The organism is Arthrobacter sp. 18067 (assembly GCF_902706295.1).
Lineage (GTDB): Bacteria > Actinomycetota > Actinomycetes > Actinomycetales > Micrococcaceae > Arthrobacter.
Genome location: NZ_CACSJJ010000012.1, coordinates 59,161 through 83,069 on the forward strand (window position 1 = coordinate 59,161; position 23,909 = coordinate 83,069).

Consider the following 23,909-nt stretch of genomic DNA (forward strand, 5'->3'; position numbering starts at 1 on the left):
CCGAATTATTTCTTGTTGGCAGCAGCTTCCGCGGTTTCCTGGGGAGCCTGTTCGGATGTGTCGGGCTCCCGTTCCACCAAACGCCGTGCGCGGATCTCACCAACGATCTGTGCATGCAAAACATCCGTGAGTTTGTACTTGGTCATCACCACGATTGCCAGGATGGTCATGATGGCCGGGAGCGCTCCGGCGGCAAACTGGATGCCCTGCAAGGCTTCGGCACTCTGCGTGACGCCGGACTTGTACCCGCCGACGGCAAGGCAATAGGCGGCCAGGGCGCCACCAACAGCCTGGCCGGTCTTCCGCGTGAAGGAGAACAACGCATAAGTGATTCCTTCGGTGCGCACGCCGGTCTTCCACTCGCCGTACTCCACGGTGTCCGCCTCCAAGGCCCACACCACGATGTTCACGGCCATGACGCCCATCAGGCTGATCACAAGACCGGAGAATCCAACCCAGACCATGGACGAAGGCGAGAGGAAAACGATGATTCCACCAACCGTGGACAGGCCTCCTGCCACGATATAGACGTTCTTCTTACCCAGCTTGCGGACCAGCCTCGGCATCAGGGGTGCCAAGGCCAGCGTCATGACCAGCTGGACGATAGCCAGCACCGGGTAGAGATCCAAGCGGCCCAGGACATCGCGCAGGTAGAACAGCTGCACGGAGGACAAAGCCATGTAGCCGGTCAGGAAGAGGAAGCTGCTCAGGCACAGCATGAGCAATGGGCGGTTGGTTTTCAGCGTGTCCATGCTCTGTTTGAAGGAAACATTGGGCACCGATCGGTAAACGCGCTCCTTCGCGGTGAGCACCGTAAAGAACTACAGTGCTGCGCCGATCACCACAAAGGCCAAAGTGATGGTGGTGAAGGTGGACTGAAGATCCGCGCCGGGCTTGATCAGGGGAGCTACGAAAATTCCCAAGGCGGAACCAACAAGCAGCGCACCCACCATTCGGGCCGAGCCAAGCTTGGCACGGTCACCCGGGTCCTGGGTCATCGCTCCAGCCAGGGATCCATAGGGGATATTGACCAAAGAGTAGGCCAACCCCAGGGCCGCGTAGGTCACGTAGGCGTAGAGCAGAGTCCCGGTTTCGCCCAGTTGTGGCACCGAGAAGGTGGCCACGCTGAGGAGCAACAGTGGGATGGAGCCGAACATGATGAAGGGCCGGAACTTGCCGAAGCGCTTGCTGTACGTGCGGTCCACCAGACGTCCGGCGAAAACGTCGGCAAAGGCGTCGAAGATTCTGACCACCAGGAGCAAGGTGCCTGCCGCGGCGGCTGAGATTCCTGCGACATCCGTGTAGTAGACCAACAGGAACATGGTGGCCGTTGTGAAGGCCAGATTGTTGGCGGCGTCGCCGGCACCATAGCCGGCGATGCTGAGTTTGCTGAGCTTTTTCAATGCGGGCTCCTTTACCCTTCGCGTCATTGCGGTCCGGTCCGGCTCGACAGTGTCTGGATCACCAAGCGCTTGGGTCACTTAGTGCGTGGATCACTGGAATCCGGTACCGGGTGTGCAGCTGTTGTAATTCTAGTCACTTTGGCAAGCGTTTGGCAATCGGTTGCCGCGTATTTCCTTGAAAGTTTTACTACCTGATTCTGTGTTGCCCGGTTAAACGCCAGCGGCCCAGGACTCCGTCAAAACAACGAAGTTTTGGGCTGCAACGTTTGTCAGGGGCTTCCTACGCAGCAGTACCTGACGTCGCCGTACTGACACCCGCCGCGGCTGCACGCGCAAAGCCTGTGCTGAGCTCCTGGATGAGCTCCACGACCGCGGGATCCCCGGCAAGCCCTGTATCAAGCAACGCCACAAGGGCAGCGGTCCGTTCAATGCCGGAAAGTCGGTTGGCCTCAGCGACGGCATCCGACTGCGGGTCCTGCAGGCCGGGATTGCCCGCCACAAATGCGGCCCACACCGCGATCATGGTGGCCGCCCCCGCACCACTCCGACCCGCCTCACGTTCAGCCCGGAGGACAGGTATTGCCCGCATCCTCAGTTTGGTGCTGGCATCCATGGCAATCTGGGCCAAGTGGTGCGCAATCCGTGAGTTGCCAAATCGCTCCAGCAACGCAGCCCGGTATTCGGGAATCCCCAGCTCGTCACCCGGAAGGTGGCGGGACGCTTCCTCCCAGAACTCCTCCACAGCGTCGCGGCACACAGCATCGGCCAATGCTTCGGCCACGGTGGTGTGCCCTCGAAGCTGGCCGGAGTAGGCCAGGATCGAGTGCGCTCCGTTGAGGAGCCAGAGCTTGCGGTTCTCGTAGGGCTCAATGTCGTCCACAAAGGCGGCTCCGGCGTCTTCCCACCGGGGGCGACCGGCCGGGAAATCCCCGCTCAGTACCCAGTTGCGGAAAGGTTCGGTGACCACGGGAGCGTCGTCCCGATAGCCGCACTTTTCACTCACCAGGGCAACGTCATCCGCGGTTGTTCGGGGCGTGATCCGGTCAACGGACGTGCTCACGAAGCTCACGTTCGCTTCGATCCAGGCGGCCAGGCCGCCGTCGAACTCTCTGGCGATACCCAGCACGCTTTCCTTGGCGACGTTTCCATTGTCCGAAAGGTTGTCGCAGGACACCACGGCGAGGGGACCGGCGTCGGCATCCCGACGGGCGGCGAGACCGAGGACCAAGCGGCCCAACGGCGTCGTAGGCTGCTTGCCGGAAACCAGCAGCGAGGCATCGGCGGCACCGAGGCCATAGGCCGCTTCGGTGATGGTCAGGGTGACCACAGCGGTCTGCTGCGCGGCGACCAGTTCAACCAGCCGGCCCACGTTGGCACCATCCACGGCTTCGACGATGCTGCCCACTACCTCGAACGAGTCGCCCGCATCGGATCGCTCCACCACGGTAAACAAGCCGTCCTGCGCGGCGAGGACATCGGCGGCGTCCGGGCGACGACCGGTGAACGAGGCGATGCCCCACTCCCCCGCGTCGCCGGCGTGCTGAGTGAACCAGGCCTGATGCGAACGGTGGAAGGCGCCCAGGCCAAGGTGCACCATGCGGACCGGTGCCTTGGCTGCAGGCGAAACCGAACGGCCCAGGCGCGGAAGCTTCCCGGCGGTCACAGCTTGAACACCCTGCGGGGCGAGGAATCGACGACGTCGAGGATCAGCTCATGCGCGCGGTCTTCGGTCACGCGGTGCTCGGCAACGAGACGCGCGAGGAAGGAGGCTTCGATCCTGCGCGAGGCGTCGTGCCTCGCGGGGATGGAGCAGAACGCGCGGGTGTCATCGATGAAGCCCGATGACCGCGAGAAGCCGGCGGTCTCAGTAACGGCGGAGCGGAAGCGCAGCATGGCGTCGGGTGCGTCGAGGAACCACCAGGGTGCGCCGATGTAAACAGAAGGGTAGAACCCGGCAAGTGGCGCCAGTTCGCGGGAGAAGACTGTCTCGTCCAGCGTAAAGAGCACCAGGTGGAAGTCCTTGGCCGTACCGAAGTCCTGCAGCAGCGGGCGGATGGCCTCCGTGTAGTTCACCGCGAACGGAATGTCGTGGCCAGTGTCAGCCCCAAAGGACTCGAACGTTGGGCCGTGGTGGTTGCGGTACGACCCCGGGTGGATGGTCATGACCAGGCCGTCCTGCACGGACATCCGGGCCATCTGGTACATCATGTGGGCCTCGAACGCATCGCGGTCCACAGCCGTCGCCTTGCCGGAGCGCGCCTTCTCAAAGAGGGCTTCGGCTTCGGCAGGATCGAGTTTGAGTGTGGCCGGCGTCCGGACTCCATGGTCCGCGGAGACGGCGCCATGTTCCACAAAATAACAACGGCGGTTTTCCAGGGCTGCGATGTAGCCGGCGTAGCCTGTTGCGCCGTCGGCCGCAGTTTCGATCAGCCTGTCTACGTTGGCACTCCAGCTGGGGTGCGCCACATTGAGGTAGGCGTCGGGGCGGAAGGTTGGCAGGACGCGACCGTTGAAGCTGGGATCTTCGGTGAGGGCTTTGTGACTGGCAAGGCTGTCCAGGGGGTCATCCGTGGTGGCAAGGACTTCGATGTTGAAGTCCTTGAAGAGCTGCCGGGGGCGGAAGTCTGGTTCCACCAGCTTTGCAGCGATCGCGTCGTAGCTCGCGTCAGCCGGCATGTCGCTGAGGTCGGCTCCCAGCTTGAACACGTCGTCGAACTGCGTACGCAGCCAGTACCCGGAGGCCGTGCCCTCGAACAGCGGCCAGGCTTCAACGAACTGTCGCCAGATCTCCCGGGATTCCGGCGCGGAGGCTGTGCCGGCCAGCAACTGGTCCATCGGAACACCGTTGGCGTGGATCAGGCGCGTGACGTAGTGGTCCGGACTGACCAGGAGGGCCGCGGGATCCGGGAACGGAGTGTTCTGCTCGATGACGGCGGCGTCAACGTGGCCGTGCGGAGAAATGATGGGCAGGTCCTGGACGCGCTCCAGCAAGGACCGCGCGATGCTGCGCGTCCCGGGATCTGCGGGCAGGAGCCTGTCAGGGTGTGCGGCAATGGACTGTGACATAGGTCAATTTTGGGGCCCACTTGCCACTCTTGTCAACCGGTTGCCAAAAATTGCCAACTAGTTGCTGCTAAGTACTTCCAGGAGCCGCCGGCTAGGCGAGAAGCCTGCCACTGGAGCCGCGCACAACGAGTTCGGTTTCCACGCTTACGGCTTCATCCGGGGCATCATGGCCCTGCAGCACGTCCAGCAGGATGGTCACGGCGCGTGTGCCGCACTCCCCCAGAGGTGAACGCACGGTGGTCAGGGCAGGGGTGGTGAAATCTGCCCCGAAAATGTCATCGAAACCAACAATGCTGATCTGGTCCGGAACGCGCATGCCGCCGGCCTGCAGTTCCTGCATCAAGCCAATGGCCAGGAGGTCGTTGTAGGTGATGACCGCCGTCGCCCCGCTTTCCAGGACATCGCGCGCAACCTGCCTGCCGCCGTCGACCGTTGGCTTGGACGATTCCAAGCGGACGGCCCCCAACTTGGACCACTCACAGGCGGCTTTGACACCTTCCCAACGGCGGCCCGTCATCCACGACTGCGCCGGGCCGGCAACGTACGCGAGGTTGGTGTGGCCGTTGGCGGCCAAGCTGCGAACGGCCTCACTGATGCCCTTGTTGACGTCAGGTACGACGCACGGCACGCCATCGATTTGCCGGTTGATGACCACCACCGGCTTGTCCGCTGAAAGAGCACGTATATGGTCATCGTCCATACGGGGACTGGCCAGGATGAGGCCATCGACAGTGCTCAGCAGGCGTCGCGCGGCCGTGACCTCGGTCTCCGGAGACTCTGCGGATTCAGCAAGGACCAGCGTGTAATCGCGGGCCGATCCGGTGGTTTCGGCACCGCGGATGATGTCGAAGAAGGTGGGGTTGGTGATGTCCGCGACGATCAGCCCGATGGTCTGTGTGCGGCCCGTGGGGAGTGCGCGGGCGAAGGGGTTCACCTGGTAGTTCAGCTCCGCCGCCGCGTCCTCGATGATCTTCTGGGTCTTGGCGCTGACCCTGCCCGGCTTGCTCAGGGCGCGCGACACCGTGGACGGGTTCACTCCCGCGAGCTTGGCGATGTCGTAGATGGTGGCGGACGACTTCTCGCCCCGTCCACGCTTGGCGGGTGCGGTTGCTGCTCCGGTGCTCGTCACATCAGTCACCGCTCCATCGTAGACCGCATGGCAACAAAACAAGCCGGTTGCCAAGCCAAACGCCCTCTCACCCCCGCTGGCATCAACCCAAACGCCCTCTCACCCCCGTTTGGTTCCGTTGAGCACACGGACGAACACCATGACCAGGAGACCAGCGGCCGGAACCAAGAGCAGGCCGAGCCGGAGTGACAACGCGTCCGCTACCCAACCAACAATCGGTGGTGAGATGAGGAATCCGATGCGCAATAACCAACTGACAATCGTGAGACCTTCGCCCGGTCGGAATCCGGGCAGTTCGTCCGCAGCATGTACGGCAGCCGGGATGAGCGGCGCCGCGCCCAAACCGGTGAGGCCAAAGCCAATAATGGTGCCAACCAAGGACGGAAAGACCAGGGCCAAGCCCATTCCGACCACCACTATCAGTCCCGCAGCACTGGCAACGGAGCGTTGGCCGAAGCGGTCAACGAGCCGATCACTCAGTAGCCGCCCCACCACTTGCATGCCTTGCAGCGCAATAAACCCTGCTCCGGCCAGGAGTGCCGGGGCTCCGAGGGTCTCAGAGAGGTAGATTGCGGACCAGGAATTGCCCGCATCCTCCATGAGGGCCCCTGCGGATCCGATAATCACCAGGAGCAGGAGCATGCCGTACTTGCCGGTGGCTGGTCTGCCGCTCCGGGCAGAGGGGCCAAGGCCTGTGACCGCGGTGGGAGGTTCCGCGGAATCGGGCAGCGGATCGTGCCCGGGAAGCAGGAACCTGCAGGAAAGGAGGGCCATGACGCCACATATCAGCGCAGTCAAGGCGAATTGGAGGGGCCGGGACACCGCAAGTCCGGCGGCAACGGCGCCGAGCGCTCCTCCAGCAACGGCACCTATGCTCCAGACTGCGTGAAAAGAGTTGAGGATCGATCTCCCGTAAATCCGCTGGACGCGAAGTCCATGAGTGTTCTGCGCGACGTCGGCGATCGAATCCATGGCCCCGGCAATGAAGAGTCCCCCGGCAAGTACACCCCACTCCGGTGCAACTCCAGCCAGGAGGGTAGCGAGGGCGGCCACGAGTGTCGCCACGACTGCCACACGGGAGGATCGGAAGCGGCGGACAAGAACGCCGGCGCTCAAACCGGCCAGAAGCGCACCAAGTGGGAAGGCACCAACGGCCAACCCCAACGCGGCGTTGGTCAGTCCGAGGTCAGTTTTGATGTCAGGGTAGCGGGGCAGAATGCTGGCAAATAGGGCGCCGTTGGTGAAGAACAGAGCGCTGACCGCACCACGGGCACGTCGAGCGTTCGTGGAAGTTCAAGCTTGATAAAGTTGCACTGCAAAACCGGATTCCGGTTGTCCGGGGCACGCAAAAGGTGAGAGAGCGTCACACTCAAGCATGCAAAAGGTGAGAGAGCGTCGGACTGGCCGGAGCTCTCCCACCTCCGCGGGCAGGGCTCAGGAGCGCTCGGGGAACTTGCCCTCTTCAGCGATGCGCTTGTTCAATTCCTGCAGGAACTCGTCCTCGTCGAAGTCCAGGGAGACTTCCTTGCCGGTCCAGCTGGAGAGGTGGATCGCGTTGGCAAGGCGGACGCCGTTGATTCCGTCGGAACCGGGTGCAAGCAAGGGCGTGCCATCGAGGATGTTGGCCGCAAAGTTCTCCAGGACACCTGCGTGCTGGCCGCCCCACACGGACTCGAACTCGATGACCTCGGTGGTGTAGAACTCATCGCGGTTCAGCTGGCCCATGAAGAGCTTGCGGACATCGTCCATATCCATGGAGTCGCTGAGCTCACGTTCTGGCTTGACCAGGCGCGTTACCGTTGCAACCTTGCTGTCCTCCACCACGATCTTGCCCTGGTCGCCCAGGATTTCGAACCTATCGGTTCCCACGATGTCGTGGGTGGCCGTCACGAAAACGCCAGTGGCGCCGTCGCCATAGTCCACTACCGCGGTGACTTCATCCTCGACGGCGATATCGCGGCGGAAGCCATAGGCCACCTTCGAGTACACGGACTTGGGGACGCCACAGATCCACTGCCAGAGGTCCAACTGGTGCGGTGCCTGGTTCACCAGTACACCGCCGCCTTCGCCGCCCCACGTGGCACGCCACTCGCTGGAGTTGTAGTAGCCCTGCGGACGCCACCAGTTAGTGATGATCCAGTTGGTGCGGCGGATGCTGCCAATGTCCCCGTTGTCTACGATTTCCTTGAGCTTCTTGTACAGGGGGTTGTTGCGCTGGTTGAACATGATGCCGAAGGACAGTTCCGGCTTGGAGGCTGCGAACTCATTGAGTTCCTTGACCTGCTTGGTGTAAACGCCGGCCGGCTTCTCCACCAGTGCGTGGATGTTGCGCTTGAGTGTCTCGATGCCCATCTCCGGGTGCAGGAAGTGGGGCACGCAAGTGACTATCGCGTCCACGGAACCGCTCTCCAGCATCGCGATGTAGTCCTCGAAGAACGGGACATCCGGGTACTGGGAAGCGGCAAGCTCCTTCTTGGCGGGATCGACGTCGCAAATGGCGGCGATCTCCATGTTCGGGACCAGCCCATCCTTGATGAACTTGGCATAGGCGCCGCCCTGCTGGCCGAGGCCGATGATGCCGAGGCGTACTTTGTTGCTCATGAATGTAATCTCCTGTCGAAAAGTCTAGAAAAGGTCGCCGTGGCCCATGGCCACCAGGTTGTCGTACGAGGTTTGCAGCGCGTCCCATACAGTGCGGCCGTAGAGTTCGTCCTGTTCCACCAGCAGGTACTGGGCGCCTGCGGCCACAGCTGCGGGCACGATTGACGGGAAGTCCAGGTTTCCCTCGCCCACCTCGGCGAACTGGACAACGTTCTTGAACTCGGCCATGAACCCCGGGAAGTCGCCCTTCTCCAGGAGCCCGAAGGACGCTTCCGGCATTTGTCCGATCCTGTAGTCCTTCAAGTGCACCATGGCGGTCTTGCCCGCGTATTTCTCCAAGGTGCGCACAGGATCCAGTCCGCCGCGCTGAACCCAGTGAACGTCGATTTCCATGCCCATTGCCGGGGAATTGTCCGCGATGATGTCCAGCATGTACTTGCCGTCGAACTTGGCGAATTCGATGTGGTGGTTGTGATAGTAAAGTCCAATGCCGTGCTCCTGGAGCCGTTCGGCGTAGCCGTTGGCCTGCTTGGCAAACTCCACTACTGCGTCCAGCGACTTCATGGCCGGGAACGGCAGCATACCGATGCGCAGCAGTGAGGCATCGAGGCGCTTGGCATCATCAACAATCTTGTCGAAATTGTCCGCGAGTGATTCCACGGGCATTCCCTTGCGGCCTTCCACATTGACGGAGAGCGCCGCGATGTCCATGCCCAACTCCGTGCGGGAGCGGTCCAGCTCGTCAACGTTTTCCGGTGTCATGGGGATCTGGGAGATCTCCACCGCGTTGTACCCGATTGCGTTGACTTTCCGCAGGGTCTCAAACGCTCCAATTTCGGCGAAGCTGTCCTTCAACATCATCGCCTGTACGCCTATTGTGGCCACTTTTTCCTCCGGGGTTTTTCCGGGCCCTTCCGGACCCTGGGATGTGTGATGGGTGCAGGGCTGTTCAGGCCACGGCACCTTGCTGTTCTACTTGGCTGTGTTGGTTCGCGAGCAGCCGGTGCCGGTCTGCACGGCGTTGCTCCTGCCTGTCGGGATCGGGCACCGGCGAGGCGAGCAGCAGCCGCTGCGTGTAAGGGTGCTCGGGGTCGCGGGTGACGATCTCCGCGGGACCTTGCTCCACGATTTCGCCGTGGTACATGACGGCGACGCGGTGGCTGATGTGCCGGACGACGTCGAGGTCGTGGGAGACGAACAGGTACGAAACGCCGGTGTCCTTTTGGATCTGCAGGAAGAGATCCAGCACGCGGGCCTGCGTGGACAGGTCCAGCGCGCTGACCGGCTCATCGCAGACGATGAGTTTGGGTGAGAGGGCCAAGGCACGGGCAATGGCGACGCGCTGGCGCTGGCCGCCGCTGAACTCGCGGGGAAGGCGGTGGATCGCGTCCGTCGGAAGGCCTACCTGGTCCAGCAGTTCCTTGACGCGCTTCTTGGCCGCTGCGGGTTCCATGCCCTGGACGCCCAGTGGTTCGGCGAGGATATCGCCGATCTCAAGGGCTGGGTTCAGCGAGGTGTAGGGGTCTTGAAAGACCACCTGCAGGTCCCGGCTCAGTGTCCGGCGCTCCTTGCGGGAAGCGTTGCTGATGTCGTTGCCTTCGAAGATCACCTTTCCGGAGGTGACCGGCGCGAGGCCCAAGACGGCACGGCCAAGGGTGGTCTTGCCCGAGCCGGATTCCCCCACCAAGCCCAGGGTCTCCCCTTGGCCGATGGTGATGTTGATGTCCGTCAGCGCCCGGAAAGGCTTGGCCCGGAACCGCTTGCTGGGGTACTCCACCACCAGGTTCTCCACCTCCAGGAGCTGGGCCTTATCTGTGGCACTCATGCGACAGGCTCCTTGTCCTTCGATACAAGCATGGTCATGGGGGTCTTTCCTTCGAGCATGGACCCCAACAGGGTCTGCGTGTAAGGCTCTTTCGGGTTCCGGAGGATCTCGCGGACGGTGCCTTCTTCCACCAGCCTGCCGTTCTGCATGACGGCCACGCGGTCGCACAGATCGGCAACAACTCCGAAGTTGTGGGTCACCAGGATCACGCCGATGTTCAGGCGCTGCTGAAGTTCGCGCAGCAGGTCCAGCACATCCGCCTGGACGGTGACGTCCAGCGCTGTGGTGGGTTCGTCAGCGATCACCAAGTCCGGTTCGCAGCTGATGGCGCCAGCGATGAGTACACGCTGGGCCATGCCGCCGGAGACCTCGTGCGGGTAAGCGTTGAAGGTTCGCTCCGGGTTGGCAATGCCGACGTCGGCGAGCAGCTTGAGCGCACGCTGGCGGGCTTCTGCTTTGGAGATTCCGAGGACACGGACCATGGGCGTGACCAGCTGGTAGCCGATGGTGAAGGCCGGGTCCAGGTTGCTCATGGGTTCCTGCGGAATGTAGGAGATCCGCTTGCCGCGCAGCTTGGAGAGCCGCTCCTGGTTGACGCGGTCATCGCCCGGGGCAACGGTGTAGTTGCCATCGAACTGGATGGAGCCGCCCACAATCCGAGCGTTGTCCGGGAGCAGGCCCAGGATGGAGAACGCGGTCTGGGACTTGCCCGAACCCGATTCGCCAACGATGCCCAGGATTTCGCCGCGGTCCACGTGGAAGGAAACATCGTCCACTACCTTTTTGACGGAACCATCAGCCTGCGGATAGCCGACGCCGAGGTTGGTCACCTTGACCAGGTGGTGTTCGGTTCCGACGTCGACGGCGGCCACGGACTTCCGTGACTGTCGCGCCTTGGCGGGGTCCGTCGTCGTGCTTTCCGCTGGGACGATCTTCTTCTTGCGGTGCTTGATCTTTTCGCCGTCTTCCAGAGCATCGCGAATAGCGTTGCCCAGCAGGACCAGTCCGCCGATGGTGAGTGCCATGGCCAGCGCCGGCCACAGCAGCAGAATCGGGGTGAGGTAGACGTTCTTGAAGCCTTCGGAGAGCATGACGCCCCATGTTGCCTTGGTGGGATCGCCCAGGCCCAGGAACTCAAGCCCGGACTGGATGGCGATGGCAACCCCGGCGATTGCGGCGGTCTGGATGATGATCGGTGCGCGGACCACGGAGAAGATGTGGCGGGCGATGATGCTCAGGTCGGAAAGACCGGAGACCCGGGCAGCGTCAACGTAGAGCTCGTTCCGGACCGACTGCACTGCAGTGCGGGTCAGTCGGAAATACGACGGACTGATCAGGACACCGAACGCAATCATGGAGATCCATACCGATGGGCCGAAAGCTGCGCGGATGGTGAGGAGAACGATCAGGCCGGGCAGGCTCATGAGGATGCTGACCACCCAGTTGGACACGGCCTCGAACTTGCCGGCGTAATAGCCGGCGATCAGGCCGGCCGGGAGGCCAATGGCAATGGCCACGCCGGCACACAGCAACGCGGACAACAAGGTCAGCTGGGCGCCGAAGAGCAGGCGGCTCCACGTATCGCGTCCTGCACTGTCAGTGCCCAGGATGTTCACTGAGTCCGGGGCCGCCAACGTCTTGGAGATGTTGGCGAAGTTCTCTTCGAAAGGCGCTATCACCGGGGCCAGGATGGCCAGCACAGCGATGGTCAGCAGGATCACCAGCGAGGCGATGCCCATGGGGTTCTTCAGGAGGCGGCGCAGGACGGTGGAGCGGACCACCGTGCCGCTCTGACCTGACCCCAGCTTCGCCGCAAGGCCGGCACCGGCCGCAGTTACTGCTGCTGAATCTACGGAATCGCTCATGACACACGTACTTTCGGGTTGAGCCAGCCATTGAGGATGTCCACCAGGAGGTTCACGACGATGACCACCACCACGGTGTACATCACCACTCCCATGACGACGGGAAGATCGGTTTGGGTGGTAGCGGCAACGGCCAGCGGCCCCATTCCGGGGAGGGCGAAGATCTGCTCGATGATCACCACACCTCCCAGCATGCCGATCAGTTGCAGGCTCAAGACGGTGAGGCCGGCCGGTGCGGCGCTGCGCAGCACATGCTTGAAGAGGATTTCACGCTCTCCGATGCCGCGGCTGCGCAGCGTCCGGACGTAGTCACGCTCAAGCTGCTTGATCACGGCGGAGCGGATCTGTTGGGCACCGCCGGTCACGCCGTTGATCAGCAGGGCGATTACGGGAAGGGTCATGGAATAGACCCAGGCTTCCGGTCCCACCTCCGGGGAGATGGTGCTGGTGGCGGGGAAGAAACCAAGCTGGATGGCCAGGATGGTTACCAGGAACACGCCGATCACATAGCCGGGGATGGAGTCCCCCACGATCGCGCCAATCTGGACCACCCTGTCCACCCAGCCGCGCTTCACGGCTGCGGCAACACCGATCAGTGCTGCGCAGATGGCGATCAGGATCATTGCGGTGAAGACCATGGTCATGGTCACCGGGATGCGGGTGGCCAGGGAGTTGGCCACCGGCTCCGACGTGAACCAGGAGGCTCCAAGGTTGCCGGTCAGGGCATCGCCCAACCAGGCGAAGTAGCGGACAAAGAGCGGCTGGTCGAGTCCTAGTTCCTGTTCCTTCAAGGCCACCTGTTCAGGTGTTGCCTGATCACCCAGGATGTTCTGGGCAATACTTCCGCTGGAGGTATACAGCAGGGTGAAGGTGAGGACCGAGACTACGAACAACACCACCAGACCACTGCCCAGTCTTTTCGCAATGAACTTGATCATGGAGTCCTACTTGGCGGGCGAGTAGTTGTAGATGGAGGGAACGGCCTGCTGGACCTGCGGGACCACGTTCACTTTGTCGTTGTGGTAGTACATCTGGTTCACGCGGAACAGTGGAGCGAACCACGCTTGTTCCACCACGTACTTGTTGACTTCCTGGGCCAGCTTGCCGGCATCTGCACCGCCGGCGCGTACCGCCGCGATCTTGGCCTCAAGCTCGGGCGTGGTGGTCTTGAACGGGTTGTACAGGGCCTTGGTGGAGACGATCTGGTCGATCGCGACCGTCGGCTGCCCCTGGAAGAGGTTGTAGAAGAGCGCGGGGTACTTCTGCGCGGCAACGTCCGAGGTGAAGGTGTTGGTGATGGCCGCGCCCGGGTTGAGCGTGATCCCCACATCGGCGAGCTGCTGCTTGAGAACGGAGATCAAGGTTTCCGCGCCGGGAAGGGTAGGAACGTCGATGCTGACCTTGCCTTCGAAGCCGGACTCCTTCAGGAGCTGCTTGGCTTTCTCGGGATCGTAGCTGTAGTAGTTCTCCAGCTCCTCGCTCCAGGCACCGCTGTCCTTGCCGAACGGCTGTGAAGTGGGAGTGCCCTGGCCCAGCATGACCTGATCCAGGATGGTCTTGCGGTCAAAGGCGTGGTTGATGGCCTGGCGGACTTTGACGTTGGCCAGTGCCGGGTTCTTGGTGCCGTCCCGGTCCAGCAGGAGCAGTCCGGACCAGTCAACCTGGTTTGTTTCGAGCTTCATCTTGGCGCCCTCGGCCTGCTTGCCGTTCTTGGGATCCAGGAGGGTCGCGTCGATCTGGCCGGACACCAGAGCGTTGGTGCGGGCGGTGGGGTCAAGGAGGACCTTGAGGGTGAGCTTCTTGAACTTCTGGAGGTCCTTGTTCCAGTAACCCTCACGTGCGGTGAAGACTGTCTGGGAATCCTTGACGGAGGCTCCCTTGTCCATCACGTACGGACCCGACCCCACTGGGACGGTCTTGATGGCATCGGTGCCCAGGGCAGAGGGGCTTCCCATCAGGCCTGCAGCCTGGCTCAGGAAGTATTCGAGGGCCGGCTCCGGTGCGCTGAGGTTGATGTCGATGGTGTCGGCGTCCACCACTGCGATGTCAGAGACAGAACTCAACTGGGCCATCTGGGGACCGTTGGCCTTCTTGAAGTGGTCCATGTTGGCCTTGGCCGCAGTGGCATCGAACTTGGCACCGTCGCTGAAGGTGACATCTGTCCGGAGGTCAACCGTGAGTTTGGTGTTGGTGTCGTTGTATTTCCACGCGGTTGCCAGCATGGGGCTGAGCTTGCCGTCCGGTTCGCGGAGGATCAGGGAGTCGTAGGCTGCCTGGTACGGCTGGAGTGCGTGGCCTACGTGAGCCTGTGCCGGGTCCCAAGACGTGAGGTCCCTGAGGGTTCCCAGCGTCAGGGCCGTGACGGTCTTGGTGCCGGAAGTGGAACCAGTTCCGGCACCGGCGTTCCCGCCGCCACAGGCGGTGAGCGCCAGGGAGGCGCTGAGGACGATGGCGGCTGCTGCCGCCTTGGGACCTAACTTCATTGTTGGCTCCTACTGAGTCTTGCCTGATGCGAGTCAGAGCTTGGGGTGTGGCCTGCACCACACTTTTCTTGGGTGTGGGATTTACAGTACGGACTTTATTTGACGTTGGCAACCGATTGTCAAAAGTTTCTTAAATTGTTGCCAAGCGGCCGCAAACCTTTGCCGAAAGCGGTGAATCAGACACGAAAATGGCCGGAACCCCCAACGGTTTCCGGCCCCAATCGTCAAACGGTTGCAGAGATGGCTCAGCCCACCCGCCCGGGCATTTCAGGGTAGCTTTGCGCATAGATTTCCTTGATGATGCCCAATGACTTCCCAGCCTCGGCCGGGTTGATCCAGAACGGTCCAGGTTCTGCCAGCCGGGAATAGAAGTCAGCAATAAGGAGCTCGTGCGAGACACCCCAATAGGACCGGCCACCGGACTCCACCACCCGCTCGGGGATGACGTCCACCCTGCCGTCGGCGTAGGTCACAGTGAGGTCCCCCCGCAAGCTAAGCGTGGCCTTTTCGGTCACAATATCCAGGGTCACAGGCGCGTTGACCGCGTTGGCCAACGTTGCATAGAAGACGCTCCGCGCACCGCCAACATGCTCGGCCACGAACTCCGCTGTGTCTTCCACCTCAATCACACCCGCCAGGGAACGGGTGGACGCCCGGCCCTCCACCTTGGCAACATCGCCCACCAGCCATTGAAGGAGGTCTACGGTGTGGATGGCCTGGTTCATCATCAATCCACCACCACCTTCGGCCCACGTTCCGCGCCACGGCCGGCTCCGATAGTAGTCGCCGTCCCGGTGCCACATAACGGTGGCCGACGCGCCAATCACCTGGCCCAGCCCGCCGTCGTCGAGCAATTTCCGCATGGCCTGCGACGTCGCGTTATAGCGGTTCTGGAAGCAGACGGCGATCTTGGCCGTGCTCCGCTCAGCCACCTCAATGAGCCGTTTACCTTCCGCCAGGGTGTGCGCCAGGGGCTTCTCCACAATGACGTTGACACCGCGTTCAAGGCAATCGGCGGCCACGGAAGCATGGAGGTGGTGCGGCGTACAAACATGCACGACGTCGGGACGCACCTCCTGGAGCATGTCCAGGTAATTCGCGTACCCCGGTACGCCGTGGGCGGCTGACGCCGCCTCCAACCTCCCGGGATCGGTATCGCAGACCGCCGCCAACTGGACGCCGGCAAGGGAGGAGATTGCCGAAAAATGGACGGTTGAGATGTCACCGCAACCGATAATTGCCGCTGTAGTCATTCCTGCTCCTTCGAAGGATGATGCTGTCGGGTTTTGCGCTTGTCAGGCGAGAGTGACGTTGTTTTTGGCGGCGAGGCCGGCAAAAGCGCGGGCCGCAACACCAAAAGCCACCGGTCCGGAATACCCGCCCAGTTCGTGAGCGCTGGCCAAGTGCGGCTCGAGCGATGCGAAGCCCGTGTATCCGTCAGCCGCGAGGGCGCTGATGGTTGCGTCCAATTCGCCGTCACCTTCGCCCGATGGGACCACTTCGCCAGTGGTGGCGATGGCATCCTTGACTTGCAGGTACTCCAGGTACGGGCGCAGGATGGCGTAGCCCTCGGTGTAAGGCTTGACGCCCACCTGGACGAAGTTGGCGTTGTCCCATGCCACTCGGAGCGCTGGTGAGTTGACCGTCTCCATGATGTCCAGGACGCGGTCCGGCGTATCGCCGTAGATGCCCTTCTCGTTTTCATGCAACAGGATGATGCCGTGTGCCGCGGCTTCTCCCGCCAGCGCAGCCATGCGTTCCATGACGGCCTCGCGGATGTCTTCCTGGCTCTGGCCTTCAGCGCGGTAGAAGGAGAAGATGCGAACGTATTTGGTGTCCAGGGCCCTTGCGACCGAGATGATCTGGCGGAGCCGGGCGACCTCGTGCTCCACCGGCAGGCCGACATCCACCTTGCCAATAGGGCTGGCAACGGCGGAGACTTTGAGGCCCTTCTCATCGAGGATGGCCTTAAGCCGCGTCACCGACTCCTGATCCAGTTCTGAAACATTGGTGCCCCATGCGCTGCGGACTTCGATGTGGTTCGCTCCGAGGGCCAGCAGCACTGCGGCCTGGATGGCGGGGTCAGGATCTACTTCGTCGCCGAAACCGGAGAGGTTCCACACGGCATTGGGTTGAGTCACGAAATCTCCTTGGTGGTCCTGTGGCTTAGTCCTGTGGCCGCACCGCATGGTGGCTCGGTGACGCAGTTCACAGGCAGGTCTTGCTCCCCTGAGTTTAGCCATATTGGCACCAGCCTGACAACCGATTGCCAAAATCTGCCAAGGTGTGGCACTCTGGATCAACGGTGTGGCACTGGTCACAGCCGCATGATCTGACGTTCAGAGAGGAACGCCCATGGCGACGCAACCTGTGGCTGCAGGCCGGCCTGCAACCATCCACGACATCGCCGCGCTGTGCGGTGTCGCGGCGTCCACGGTATCCAGGGCCCTCGCGAATCCGGACCGGGTCAATATCCGCACCCGCGAGCGGATCCAAGCCGCCGCCGTCGAACTCAATTACACGCCCAACTCCCAAGCGAAGGCATTAAGTTCCGGCCGGACCGGCGCCGTGGGTGTCCTGGTCCCGGATATCACCAACCCGTTCTACTTCGACCTCATCCGTGGCACCCAGCTGCAGCTCAAAGCCGCCGGCTACACACAGCTACTCGTGGACACCGAAGAGTCAGACGAAGTGGAGGCCAGCACGCTGGAGCAACTCCGCAAGAGCGCCGATGGCGTGATTGTTGCGGCTTCACGCCTCAACGACGAGGCACTTGCCGCTGCCGCCGCCAGCATGCCGATGGTTACCGTCAACCGGGACGTCGACGGCGTCCCGGCGGTCATCATCGATACGCCTTCGGCCATGCCACAGGCCTTGGACCATCTGATTTCCCTGGGCCACACGTCCGTCGCCTACGTTTCCGGACCGGCGGTTTCCCAGTCCAGTGCACGCCGCTGGGCAGCCTTATCCGCCGCTGCTGAAAGCCGGGGCGTGGACGTTCGCATCATTGGGCCCTTCGCGCCCAAGACACAGTCAGGAGCTGCGGCCGCTGATGCGGCGGTCCACAGCGGAGTCACTGCGTGCATCGTCTTCAACGACCTCATTGCCATCGGCATGCTGCAGAGGCTTCGGGAGCGCGGGCTGCGCGTACCGGAGGACATGAGCATCGTGGGCTGTGACGACATCTTTGGCGCGGACTTCTGCAATCCCCCGTTGACCACCATGAGCTCCCCCATCGAACAGGCGGGACGCGTGGCCGTGTCCATGTTGCTTGCCCAGCTCAACCCGCTGGCCGGGGGCGGAAACCGCAACCGCTCCGTCATGCCCACCCACCTCACGGTCCGCGGCTCAACGGGACCGGCCTCCCCCAACTAACTGTCACTTGGGCCATACGCGTGCAACATGGTTGAGCCTTCGTCATACCGCTGACTAGTGTTGGACCATGCGCGAACTCCAGGCCACCATCATTGAGGAAATGGGCGTCCAGCCCCGGATCAATCCTGCGGAGGAGATCCGCAAACGGGTCGCCTTCCTGAAGGATTACGTCAAAGCGACCGGCACCAAGGGCTTTGTCCTCGGCATTTCGGGCGGCATCGATTCTTCGCTGGCCGGCCGCCTCGCCCAGTTGGCTGTCGAGGAACTGGAAGCTGAAGGCGTCGACGCGAACTTCGTTGCAGTCCGCCTCCCCTACGGCATCCAGCACGATGAAGACGACGCCCAAGCAGCCTTGGACTTCATCAAAGCCAAGACCGAATGGACCTACAACATCTCCCAGGCCGTGGACGGCTTCGAGGAAGAGTTCGAAAAGACCACCGGAGCCCCGATCTCCGACTTCCACAAGGGCAACACCAAGGCCCGCGCGCGCATGATCGCCCAATATGCCCTTGCGGGCGAGCACAACTACCTTGTGATCGGCACGGACCACGGCGCCGAGTCCGTGACGGGCTTCTTCACGAAATTCGGCGACGGCGGCGCGGACATCCTGCCGCTGTTCGGCCTGAACAAACGCCAGAACCGCGCCCTCCTCGCCGAACTCGGCGCACCAGCCCGCGTGTGGGAAAAGGTGCCTACGGCCGATCTCCTGGACAACAAGCCTGGCCGCACGGACGAGGACGAGCTCGGCATCACCTACGACCAGATCGACGACTACCTTGAGGGCCGTGACATCCCCGAGGACGCCGCTGGACTGATCGAGCAGAAGTACCTCCGGACGCGCCACAAGCGCACGGTTCCGGTCACCATCTTCGACACGTGGTGGAAATAGCCACCGCTTTTCAGAACAAACCACGACGGCGGGTGCCGGCTTCCGAACGGAAGTCCGCACCCGCCGTCGTGCTTTAACCGACCCTCTCTCACCTTTCGGCACTTTCCGGCCGGCCCTCTCTCACCTAACGACACTTTCCGGCCGGCGCTCTCTCACCTAACGACACTTTCCGGCCGGCCCTCTCTCATCCCCCCAATTTCTGGGTCTTGACGTAGCGATAGTTACCGATATATCGTTAACTATCGCCGATACTCCTTCGGCGAACCATTCAACCGAAAGGACGATGCTGCTATGAAAGGCATCAACGAACACGACAACTCATTCCCCGAGCATGACCACGGACACGGACGGGGCCGCTTCAATCGCGGCAAAGGCCGGCGCGGACCGGGCGGACACGGCGGAGGCGGATTTGGCCCAGGCTTCGGACCGGGCGGTTTCGGCCCCGGCTTTGGACCCGGATTCGGCCCCAGGGGCTTTGGTCCCGGCGGTTCACGCCGAGCCAACCGAGGCGATGTCCGCGCTGCGATTCTCTCGCTGTTGGCCGAAGCTCCGTCCAACGGCTATGGCCTGATCAAGACCATCACCGAAAAGACGTCCGGCGCATGGCGCCCCAGCCCCGGTTCGGTCTATCCGACGCTGCAGCAATTGGTCGACGAGGAACTGATCGTCGCCGTCGGCGAAGGTCGGCGCACCGAATTCACGCTCACAGATGACGGCAAGGCCTACATCGCCGAGCATGAAGAAGAGCTGGCCAACGCTTGGAACACCGAGGCTGACGGAACGGGCGCCGCTTTCCACCAAAGCGTGGGCAAGCTCATGGGAGTCATCCACCAATTCCGGGCAGCCGCAACGGACGAACAGCGTCAGGCCGCCATTGAGAAGCTGGACGAAACCCGCAGGGCGCTCTACCTGATCCTGGCCGACTAAGTGCCGGCCACCATCCCCTTGACCTTGACGTAACGTCAACCCCTACTGTCGAAGTACAAGCACAGGACGGAGGACGTATGGACTGGTCAATCCAGGAAATCGCCAAGATCGCAGGGACTACCAGCCGCACGCTGCGTCACTACGACGACATCGGACTGCTGAAACCAAGCCGGACCGGCCATAACGGCTATCGCTACTATGACGGTCCGGCCCTGGTTCAACTCCAGCGCATCCTCCTGCTCCGGGAACTGGGGCTTGGCCTCCCGGCCATCGCCGAGGTTCTCGATCGCGAGACAGACACCGTCAAAGCGTTGAGCAGCCATCTGGAATGGCTCGCTCAGGAGCAGGACAGGCTCGCCCGGCAGATCGCGTCCGTCCGGCAGACCATCGACACAATGAAAGGGGATGGAAAGTACATGGCACAGAACATGTTTGATGGCTTCGACCACACTCAGTACAAGGACGAGGTGGAGGAACGTTGGGGCAAGGATGCCTACGCCGCCAGCGATTCGTGGTGGCGCGGGATGAGCGCTGACGAAAAGCAGCAGTGGAAGGACCGGGTCCAAAAGCTGGGCACGGACTGGATTTCCGCCGCGGAATCAGGGGCTGCGCCTGACGGCGCCGAGGCGCAGGACCTTGCACGGCGTCACGTCGAGTGGCTTCGCGGCATCCCGGGAACCCCGACGGCGGCACCTGGCGGAGACGTCAAGGGGTACGTCACGGGACTCGGAGAAATGTACGTTGCTGATCCGCGGTTCGCGGCCAACTATGGCGGGGAATCAGGGGCGACATTCGTCCGGGATGCCCTGCGGGTTTACGCGGAAAAGAACCTGTAGACGGTCAGGATGCGCTGATCAGGGTTTCGCAATAGTCTGGCCGAATGGGTACAAGCACCGTAAAGTCCGGCGAACAGGTTGACAGACAGAAGCGCATTCTTGATGCGGCACTGGAACTGCTGTCCCGCCACGGCATTTCGGGCATCAATATGCGCGCCGTGGCACGTGAAGCCGGCGTCGCGCTTGGGCTCGTGAACTACTACTACGAAGACAAACCGAGTTTGATCCGCGCGGTGCTCCACCAGATTGAAGAGCACGACCTCTTGCTGGTGGAGCCGGCGCCCACCTCAACCCCGGATGAGCAACTCCGGGAGTCCCTTCGTCGCGTCGCAGACCCCGAACTCCTGACCACGCCGTACCTATCCCTCCGCCTCCATTTGTGGGCCCTCGCCCAAGCGGACGAGGACTTTGCCCAAATCAATGCCGCGGCCTTTGACAGATATCTTCAGGGGCTTGCGGCCTTGATAGGGAATGCCATTCCCGGGCTTTCCCCTGACGAATGCCGGGAGCGGGCGGCCGACATCGTCGTGGTGCAGAACGGCATGTGGCTCACCACGCTCCTCGGAATCGACAAGGCGGCCATCGAGCGAGGCATTGCGCGCACGGAAGAGATCGCGTTCGCTCCTTCACGGCACGCCGATCTTCGGTGATGGCGCGTTTCGTTTGAGACACCCCGTTGGAGAACTGCGATTGTCCGTGCGCCGCGCAGATCTGAGTGGTCCCCACCGCGCGAGGACATCGAGTGGGTTGCGGGTTCGTCCATGTCCCGTCGTGGGAGGACCGGCCGCGCCTTCTTTGCATGGAAAGCCGGCCAAAGCCACCAAAATGAGCAGGCCGGGTGGGTAGTTCGCCCCATAGCGCAACGGCCGGGTGTGCCCGAGTATCGAGGGATGAAACTCACCACAAAGCTGCTCGGGGGCCTCGCCGCGGGCGCGTTGGCACTCTCCGGCGTCGCACCGGCCAGCGCCGCCACCTCTTACCCCACGCCCACGCCGACACCCACCGACTGCTATGGCGGCCTGCTGAGCATGGAGCCGAACGGGAATCTCGGTGCCGTGTTCCTCAGCAGCGGCAAGCTCCGCTGGGAACACAACAGTTGGTCCTCTCCAGTGCCGTTCGATGCGACCTACCTGACGCAGCTCGGCGGGTTGGGCGACGAAACCTTCGGCAAGTTCTCCTATTTCGGCACTTCCTCGGACGGCAAAGCGAAGTTCTACAACCAGCGGCAGGACCTCCAGGCAGACGGCACGTGGAAGCACTCCATCGACGGACCAGTGACCACCATCGGCAATGGCTGGTTCCAGAAGTCCATCACCACCACCTATAGCGGCACAGCCAACGTCCGGGGCCAGCAGTTCGTCTTCCGGCTCACCAGCGGCGGCGAGCTCTACCGCTACACCATCGATTCGAGCGCCCGGACCATCACCGGCACGGTCAAGGTGTTCGGCGGAGGCGCCTCCATCACGTCGATCGGCTCCGCGCCCGCGGTGGCCGTCAACGGAAAGCCCGTGGCCGTGTTGATGGCCACCCTCTCCACCGGCGAGCTGCGCCAGTACCTCATCCCGGACGCCACACCTACGCAGTGGAGCTCCAAGACAATCCGCCCGGCTGCGGGGAACGGTTGGCAGAACTTCACGGCCATCACCGCAAGAAACTGCGATTCCAAGGGTCAGATAGTGCTGGGCTACATCAAGCAGCGTCTGGTTGCCGCCTACTACGACCCCACCGGGCTGACCGCCAATGACCAGGACATCAGCGGCGGAGCCTCGTCCATGGCCGCGATGCCTGAAGGTACCCGGGTCTTCGGCTGACGCCCACAGGATGAAAGAGCCGACGACGGCGGGACTCACCCGCCGTCGTCGGCCCCCTGTCATGGCTCGATCGTCAACGAAACCATTACTCCACCGTCACCATCACCGACGGCCAGCCCGAGGCTCCGTCAGGGACCGGATCGGCGCGCTGCTCCGTCTGGACTTCGCCGGTGCCGTCGGTGGCGCGGGCCTTGACGTAGTGCAGGCCGGGCGTGGCGTCCCATTCATAGGACCACTGACGCCACGTGATGGTGGACGCTTCGTCGGAAAGGGTTGCTTCCACCCACTCGCCGTCGTCGATCTGGACTTCCACCTTGGTGATCCCCCGTGTCTGGGCCCATGCTGTGCCGCCGACGGCGACCTTTCCTGGCGCGAACTTCGCAAAGGACTTGGGTACGTCCACACGCGCCATGGTCTTGATGGGGCCGCGCTCTGACCAACCGCGCTCGGTCCAGTAAGCCTTGCTGTCTGCGAAGCGGGTGACTTCCAGGTCCACCACCCACTTAGTGGCGGAGACGAATCCGTACAGCCCTGGAACCACCATCCGCACGGGGTATCCGTGCTCCACCGGAAGCGGCTCACCGTTCATGCCAATGGCCAGCATGGCATCGCGGTCATCCTGCAGGACCTCCAATGGGGTGGAGGCGCTGAAGCCGTCAATGGATGTTGAGAGCACCATGTCCGCGCCTTCCTTCGGCTTGGCCATGGCCAGGACTTCGCGGATGGGCATGCCCAGCCACTTGGCGTTTCCGGCAAGTTTTCCGCCCACCGGGTTAGACACGCAGGTGAGGGTGACGTGCGATTCGATAAGATCGGCGTCGAGCAGGTCCTGGAACGTGAGGGTTACCTCCTCCTCAACCATTCCGTGCACCCGCAGTGACCAATCATTGACGTTGATTTCCGGAACGCTGAGGGCGGTATCGATGCGGTAGAAGTCGTTGTTCGGTGTCAGCCAGGGGAAAACTCCCGGAACCGGGGACTGAACGCCCGCCGGTATAGGGGGCGCAGCCTTTATCGGCGACGGCAGCCGGAGGGCATCCCGGGCCTGGGCGACGTTGTTGCGGGCGGCACCGAGCAGTCGCCCACCAGTCGCCGCGATACCGGCGGCAACCGCGGTGATCCCGACTGCAGCAAAGAAGCGACGGCGGCTGGTACCGGCTCCGCCTACCTGGGTATCGACGTCGGCCGCTATGTCCGCGGGGGCTTCCGGCCAGGCCTTCAAACCCCACAACGGCACCATGAGCCGGCGCAGGACGATGAGGCCGGAGATGGTTCCGAGGACGGATGGGATGGCGTCGGCGGGTCCCACCCCGGCGCGGGTCAGGACCGCGGCCACAATCACAGCGCCCATGAACAGGACGCCCAGGACACCCAAGGCCCACTTCCGGTAGGCAACAATGCCCAGCACGCAGGCCAGCACGGCGATCGTCAGGCCCATGCCTACGAACAACGCAGCCTTGTCGTTCGTACCGAACGTGGCAATCGCAAAGTCCTTCATCCAGGGTGGCGTGAAGTCGATGAACGTGGATCCCAGGGCAAACACCGGGGTGGCCCTGGCAGTGAAGAAGGCGCCGATCAGCTCGGCAACGGCAAGCACGACGGCGGCCGACACCATGCCGGCAAGCGCTGCCATGGTTTCGGGGCCTTTGGTCCGGAGTCCGAGCTTTTTCATGTCAGTGGTTCGTAGCGGCCGGGAGCA

General features: G+C 62.7%; 19 protein-coding genes and 1 pseudogene. 6 read left to right on the forward strand and 14 right to left on the reverse strand.

What is annotated here, in order from left to right; genetic code table 11:
• Positions 1 to 5: 5 nt before the first annotated feature.
• The 13 genes and pseudogenes from uidB to GVL04_RS13195 form a co-directional block, all read right to left on the reverse strand.
• Positions 6 to 1,430 (reverse strand): annotated as a pseudogene (uidB, locus tag GVL04_RS13135) (glucuronide transporter).
• 253 nt (positions 1,431 to 1,683) lie between these two features.
• Positions 1,684 to 3,066, reverse strand: coding sequence for a mannitol dehydrogenase family protein (locus tag GVL04_RS13140; protein WP_159705140.1), 1,383 nt, complete (start codon positions 3,064 to 3,066; stop codon positions 1,684 to 1,686).
• Complete coding sequence (gene uxaC / locus GVL04_RS13145) at positions 3,063 to 4,469, reverse strand: glucuronate isomerase (RefSeq protein ID WP_159705143.1); 1,407 nt, start codon at positions 4,467 to 4,469, stop codon at positions 3,063 to 3,065. The genes GVL04_RS13140 and uxaC overlap by 4 nt, the downstream gene beginning before the upstream one ends.
• A gap of 91 nt (positions 4,470 to 4,560) precedes the next feature.
• A complete protein-coding gene (locus GVL04_RS13150; protein WP_159705146.1) occupies positions 4,561 to 5,607 on the reverse strand; it encodes a LacI family DNA-binding transcriptional regulator in 1,047 nt (348 codons plus the stop codon).
• A gap of 90 nt (positions 5,608 to 5,697) precedes the next feature.
• Positions 5,698 to 6,849: an MFS transporter gene (locus GVL04_RS13155; RefSeq protein ID WP_159705387.1), complete on the reverse strand. Its 1,152-nt coding sequence runs from the start codon at positions 6,847 to 6,849 to the stop codon at positions 5,698 to 5,700.
• A 183-nt stretch (positions 6,850 to 7,032) separates the two neighbouring features.
• Complete coding sequence (locus GVL04_RS13160; protein WP_159705149.1) at positions 7,033 to 8,199, reverse strand: Gfo/Idh/MocA family protein; 1,167 nt, start codon at positions 8,197 to 8,199, stop codon at positions 7,033 to 7,035.
• A gap of 24 nt (positions 8,200 to 8,223) precedes the next feature.
• Positions 8,224 to 9,084: a sugar phosphate isomerase/epimerase gene (locus GVL04_RS13165; protein ID WP_235036274.1), complete on the reverse strand. Its 861-nt coding sequence runs from the start codon at positions 9,082 to 9,084 to the stop codon at positions 8,224 to 8,226.
• Between the two features lie 64 nt (positions 9,085 to 9,148).
• Entirely contained in the window at positions 9,149 to 10,024 is an 876-nt protein-coding gene (locus GVL04_RS13170) for an ATP-binding cassette domain-containing protein (RefSeq protein WP_159705152.1), read from the reverse strand.
• Positions 10,021 to 11,889, reverse strand: a complete 1,869-nt coding sequence (locus GVL04_RS13175) for a dipeptide/oligopeptide/nickel ABC transporter permease/ATP-binding protein (RefSeq protein WP_159705155.1) — start codon at positions 11,887 to 11,889, stop codon at positions 10,021 to 10,023. Before GVL04_RS13175 ends, GVL04_RS13170 begins: the two co-directional genes overlap by 4 nt.
• On the reverse strand, positions 11,886 to 12,827 hold the full coding sequence (locus tag GVL04_RS13180) for an ABC transporter permease (protein ID WP_026542293.1): 942 nt from the start codon (positions 12,825 to 12,827) through the stop codon (positions 11,886 to 11,888). The genes GVL04_RS13175 and GVL04_RS13180 overlap by 4 nt, the downstream gene beginning before the upstream one ends.
• 6 nt (positions 12,828 to 12,833) lie before the next feature.
• The gene (locus tag GVL04_RS13185) at positions 12,834 to 14,372 is read right to left on the reverse strand and encodes an ABC transporter substrate-binding protein (protein ID WP_159705158.1); all 1,539 of its coding nucleotides are present in this window, start codon (positions 14,370 to 14,372) and stop codon (positions 12,834 to 12,836) included.
• Positions 14,373 to 14,617: 245 nt separating this feature from the next.
• Complete coding sequence (locus GVL04_RS13190) at positions 14,618 to 15,625, reverse strand: Gfo/Idh/MocA family protein (RefSeq protein ID WP_159705161.1); 1,008 nt, start codon at positions 15,623 to 15,625, stop codon at positions 14,618 to 14,620.
• A gap of 42 nt (positions 15,626 to 15,667) precedes the next feature.
• A complete protein-coding gene (locus tag GVL04_RS13195; protein ID WP_235036275.1) occupies positions 15,668 to 16,513 on the reverse strand; it encodes a sugar phosphate isomerase/epimerase in 846 nt (281 codons plus the stop codon).
• A gap of 214 nt (positions 16,514 to 16,727) precedes the next feature.
• Here GVL04_RS13195 and GVL04_RS13200 point away from each other — a divergent pair, with 214 nt between their 5' ends.
• The 6 genes from GVL04_RS13200 (at position 16,728) to GVL04_RS13225 (ending at position 22,210) form a co-directional block, all read left to right on the forward strand.
• Positions 16,728 to 17,747, forward strand: coding sequence for a LacI family DNA-binding transcriptional regulator (locus GVL04_RS13200; RefSeq protein ID WP_159705164.1), 1,020 nt, complete (start codon positions 16,728 to 16,730; stop codon positions 17,745 to 17,747).
• 67 nt (positions 17,748 to 17,814) lie between these two features.
• The gene (gene nadE / locus GVL04_RS13205; RefSeq protein WP_159705167.1) at positions 17,815 to 18,636 is read left to right on the forward strand and encodes an ammonia-dependent NAD(+) synthetase; all 822 of its coding nucleotides are present in this window, start codon (positions 17,815 to 17,817) and stop codon (positions 18,634 to 18,636) included.
• A 291-nt stretch (positions 18,637 to 18,927) separates the two neighbouring features.
• The gene (locus GVL04_RS13210) at positions 18,928 to 19,563 is read left to right on the forward strand and encodes a PadR family transcriptional regulator (RefSeq protein ID WP_159705170.1); all 636 of its coding nucleotides are present in this window, start codon (positions 18,928 to 18,930) and stop codon (positions 19,561 to 19,563) included.
• 77 nt (positions 19,564 to 19,640) lie between these two features.
• Positions 19,641 to 20,399, forward strand: a complete 759-nt coding sequence (locus GVL04_RS13215) for a MerR family transcriptional regulator (RefSeq protein ID WP_159705173.1) — start codon at positions 19,641 to 19,643, stop codon at positions 20,397 to 20,399.
• 44 nt (positions 20,400 to 20,443) lie between these two features.
• Positions 20,444 to 21,049, forward strand: a complete 606-nt coding sequence (locus GVL04_RS13220) for a TetR/AcrR family transcriptional regulator (protein WP_159705176.1) — start codon at positions 20,444 to 20,446, stop codon at positions 21,047 to 21,049.
• Between the two features lie 240 nt (positions 21,050 to 21,289).
• Positions 21,290 to 22,210: a hypothetical protein gene (locus tag GVL04_RS13225; RefSeq protein ID WP_159705179.1), complete on the forward strand. Its 921-nt coding sequence runs from the start codon at positions 21,290 to 21,292 to the stop codon at positions 22,208 to 22,210.
• 85 nt (positions 22,211 to 22,295) lie between these two features.
• Here GVL04_RS13225 and GVL04_RS13230 read toward each other — a convergent pair whose 3' ends face one another.
• On the reverse strand, positions 22,296 to 23,882 hold the full coding sequence (locus GVL04_RS13230; RefSeq protein WP_235036276.1) for a molybdopterin-dependent oxidoreductase: 1,587 nt from the start codon (positions 23,880 to 23,882) through the stop codon (positions 22,296 to 22,298).
• Between the last annotated feature and the right edge of the window lie 27 nt (positions 23,883 to 23,909).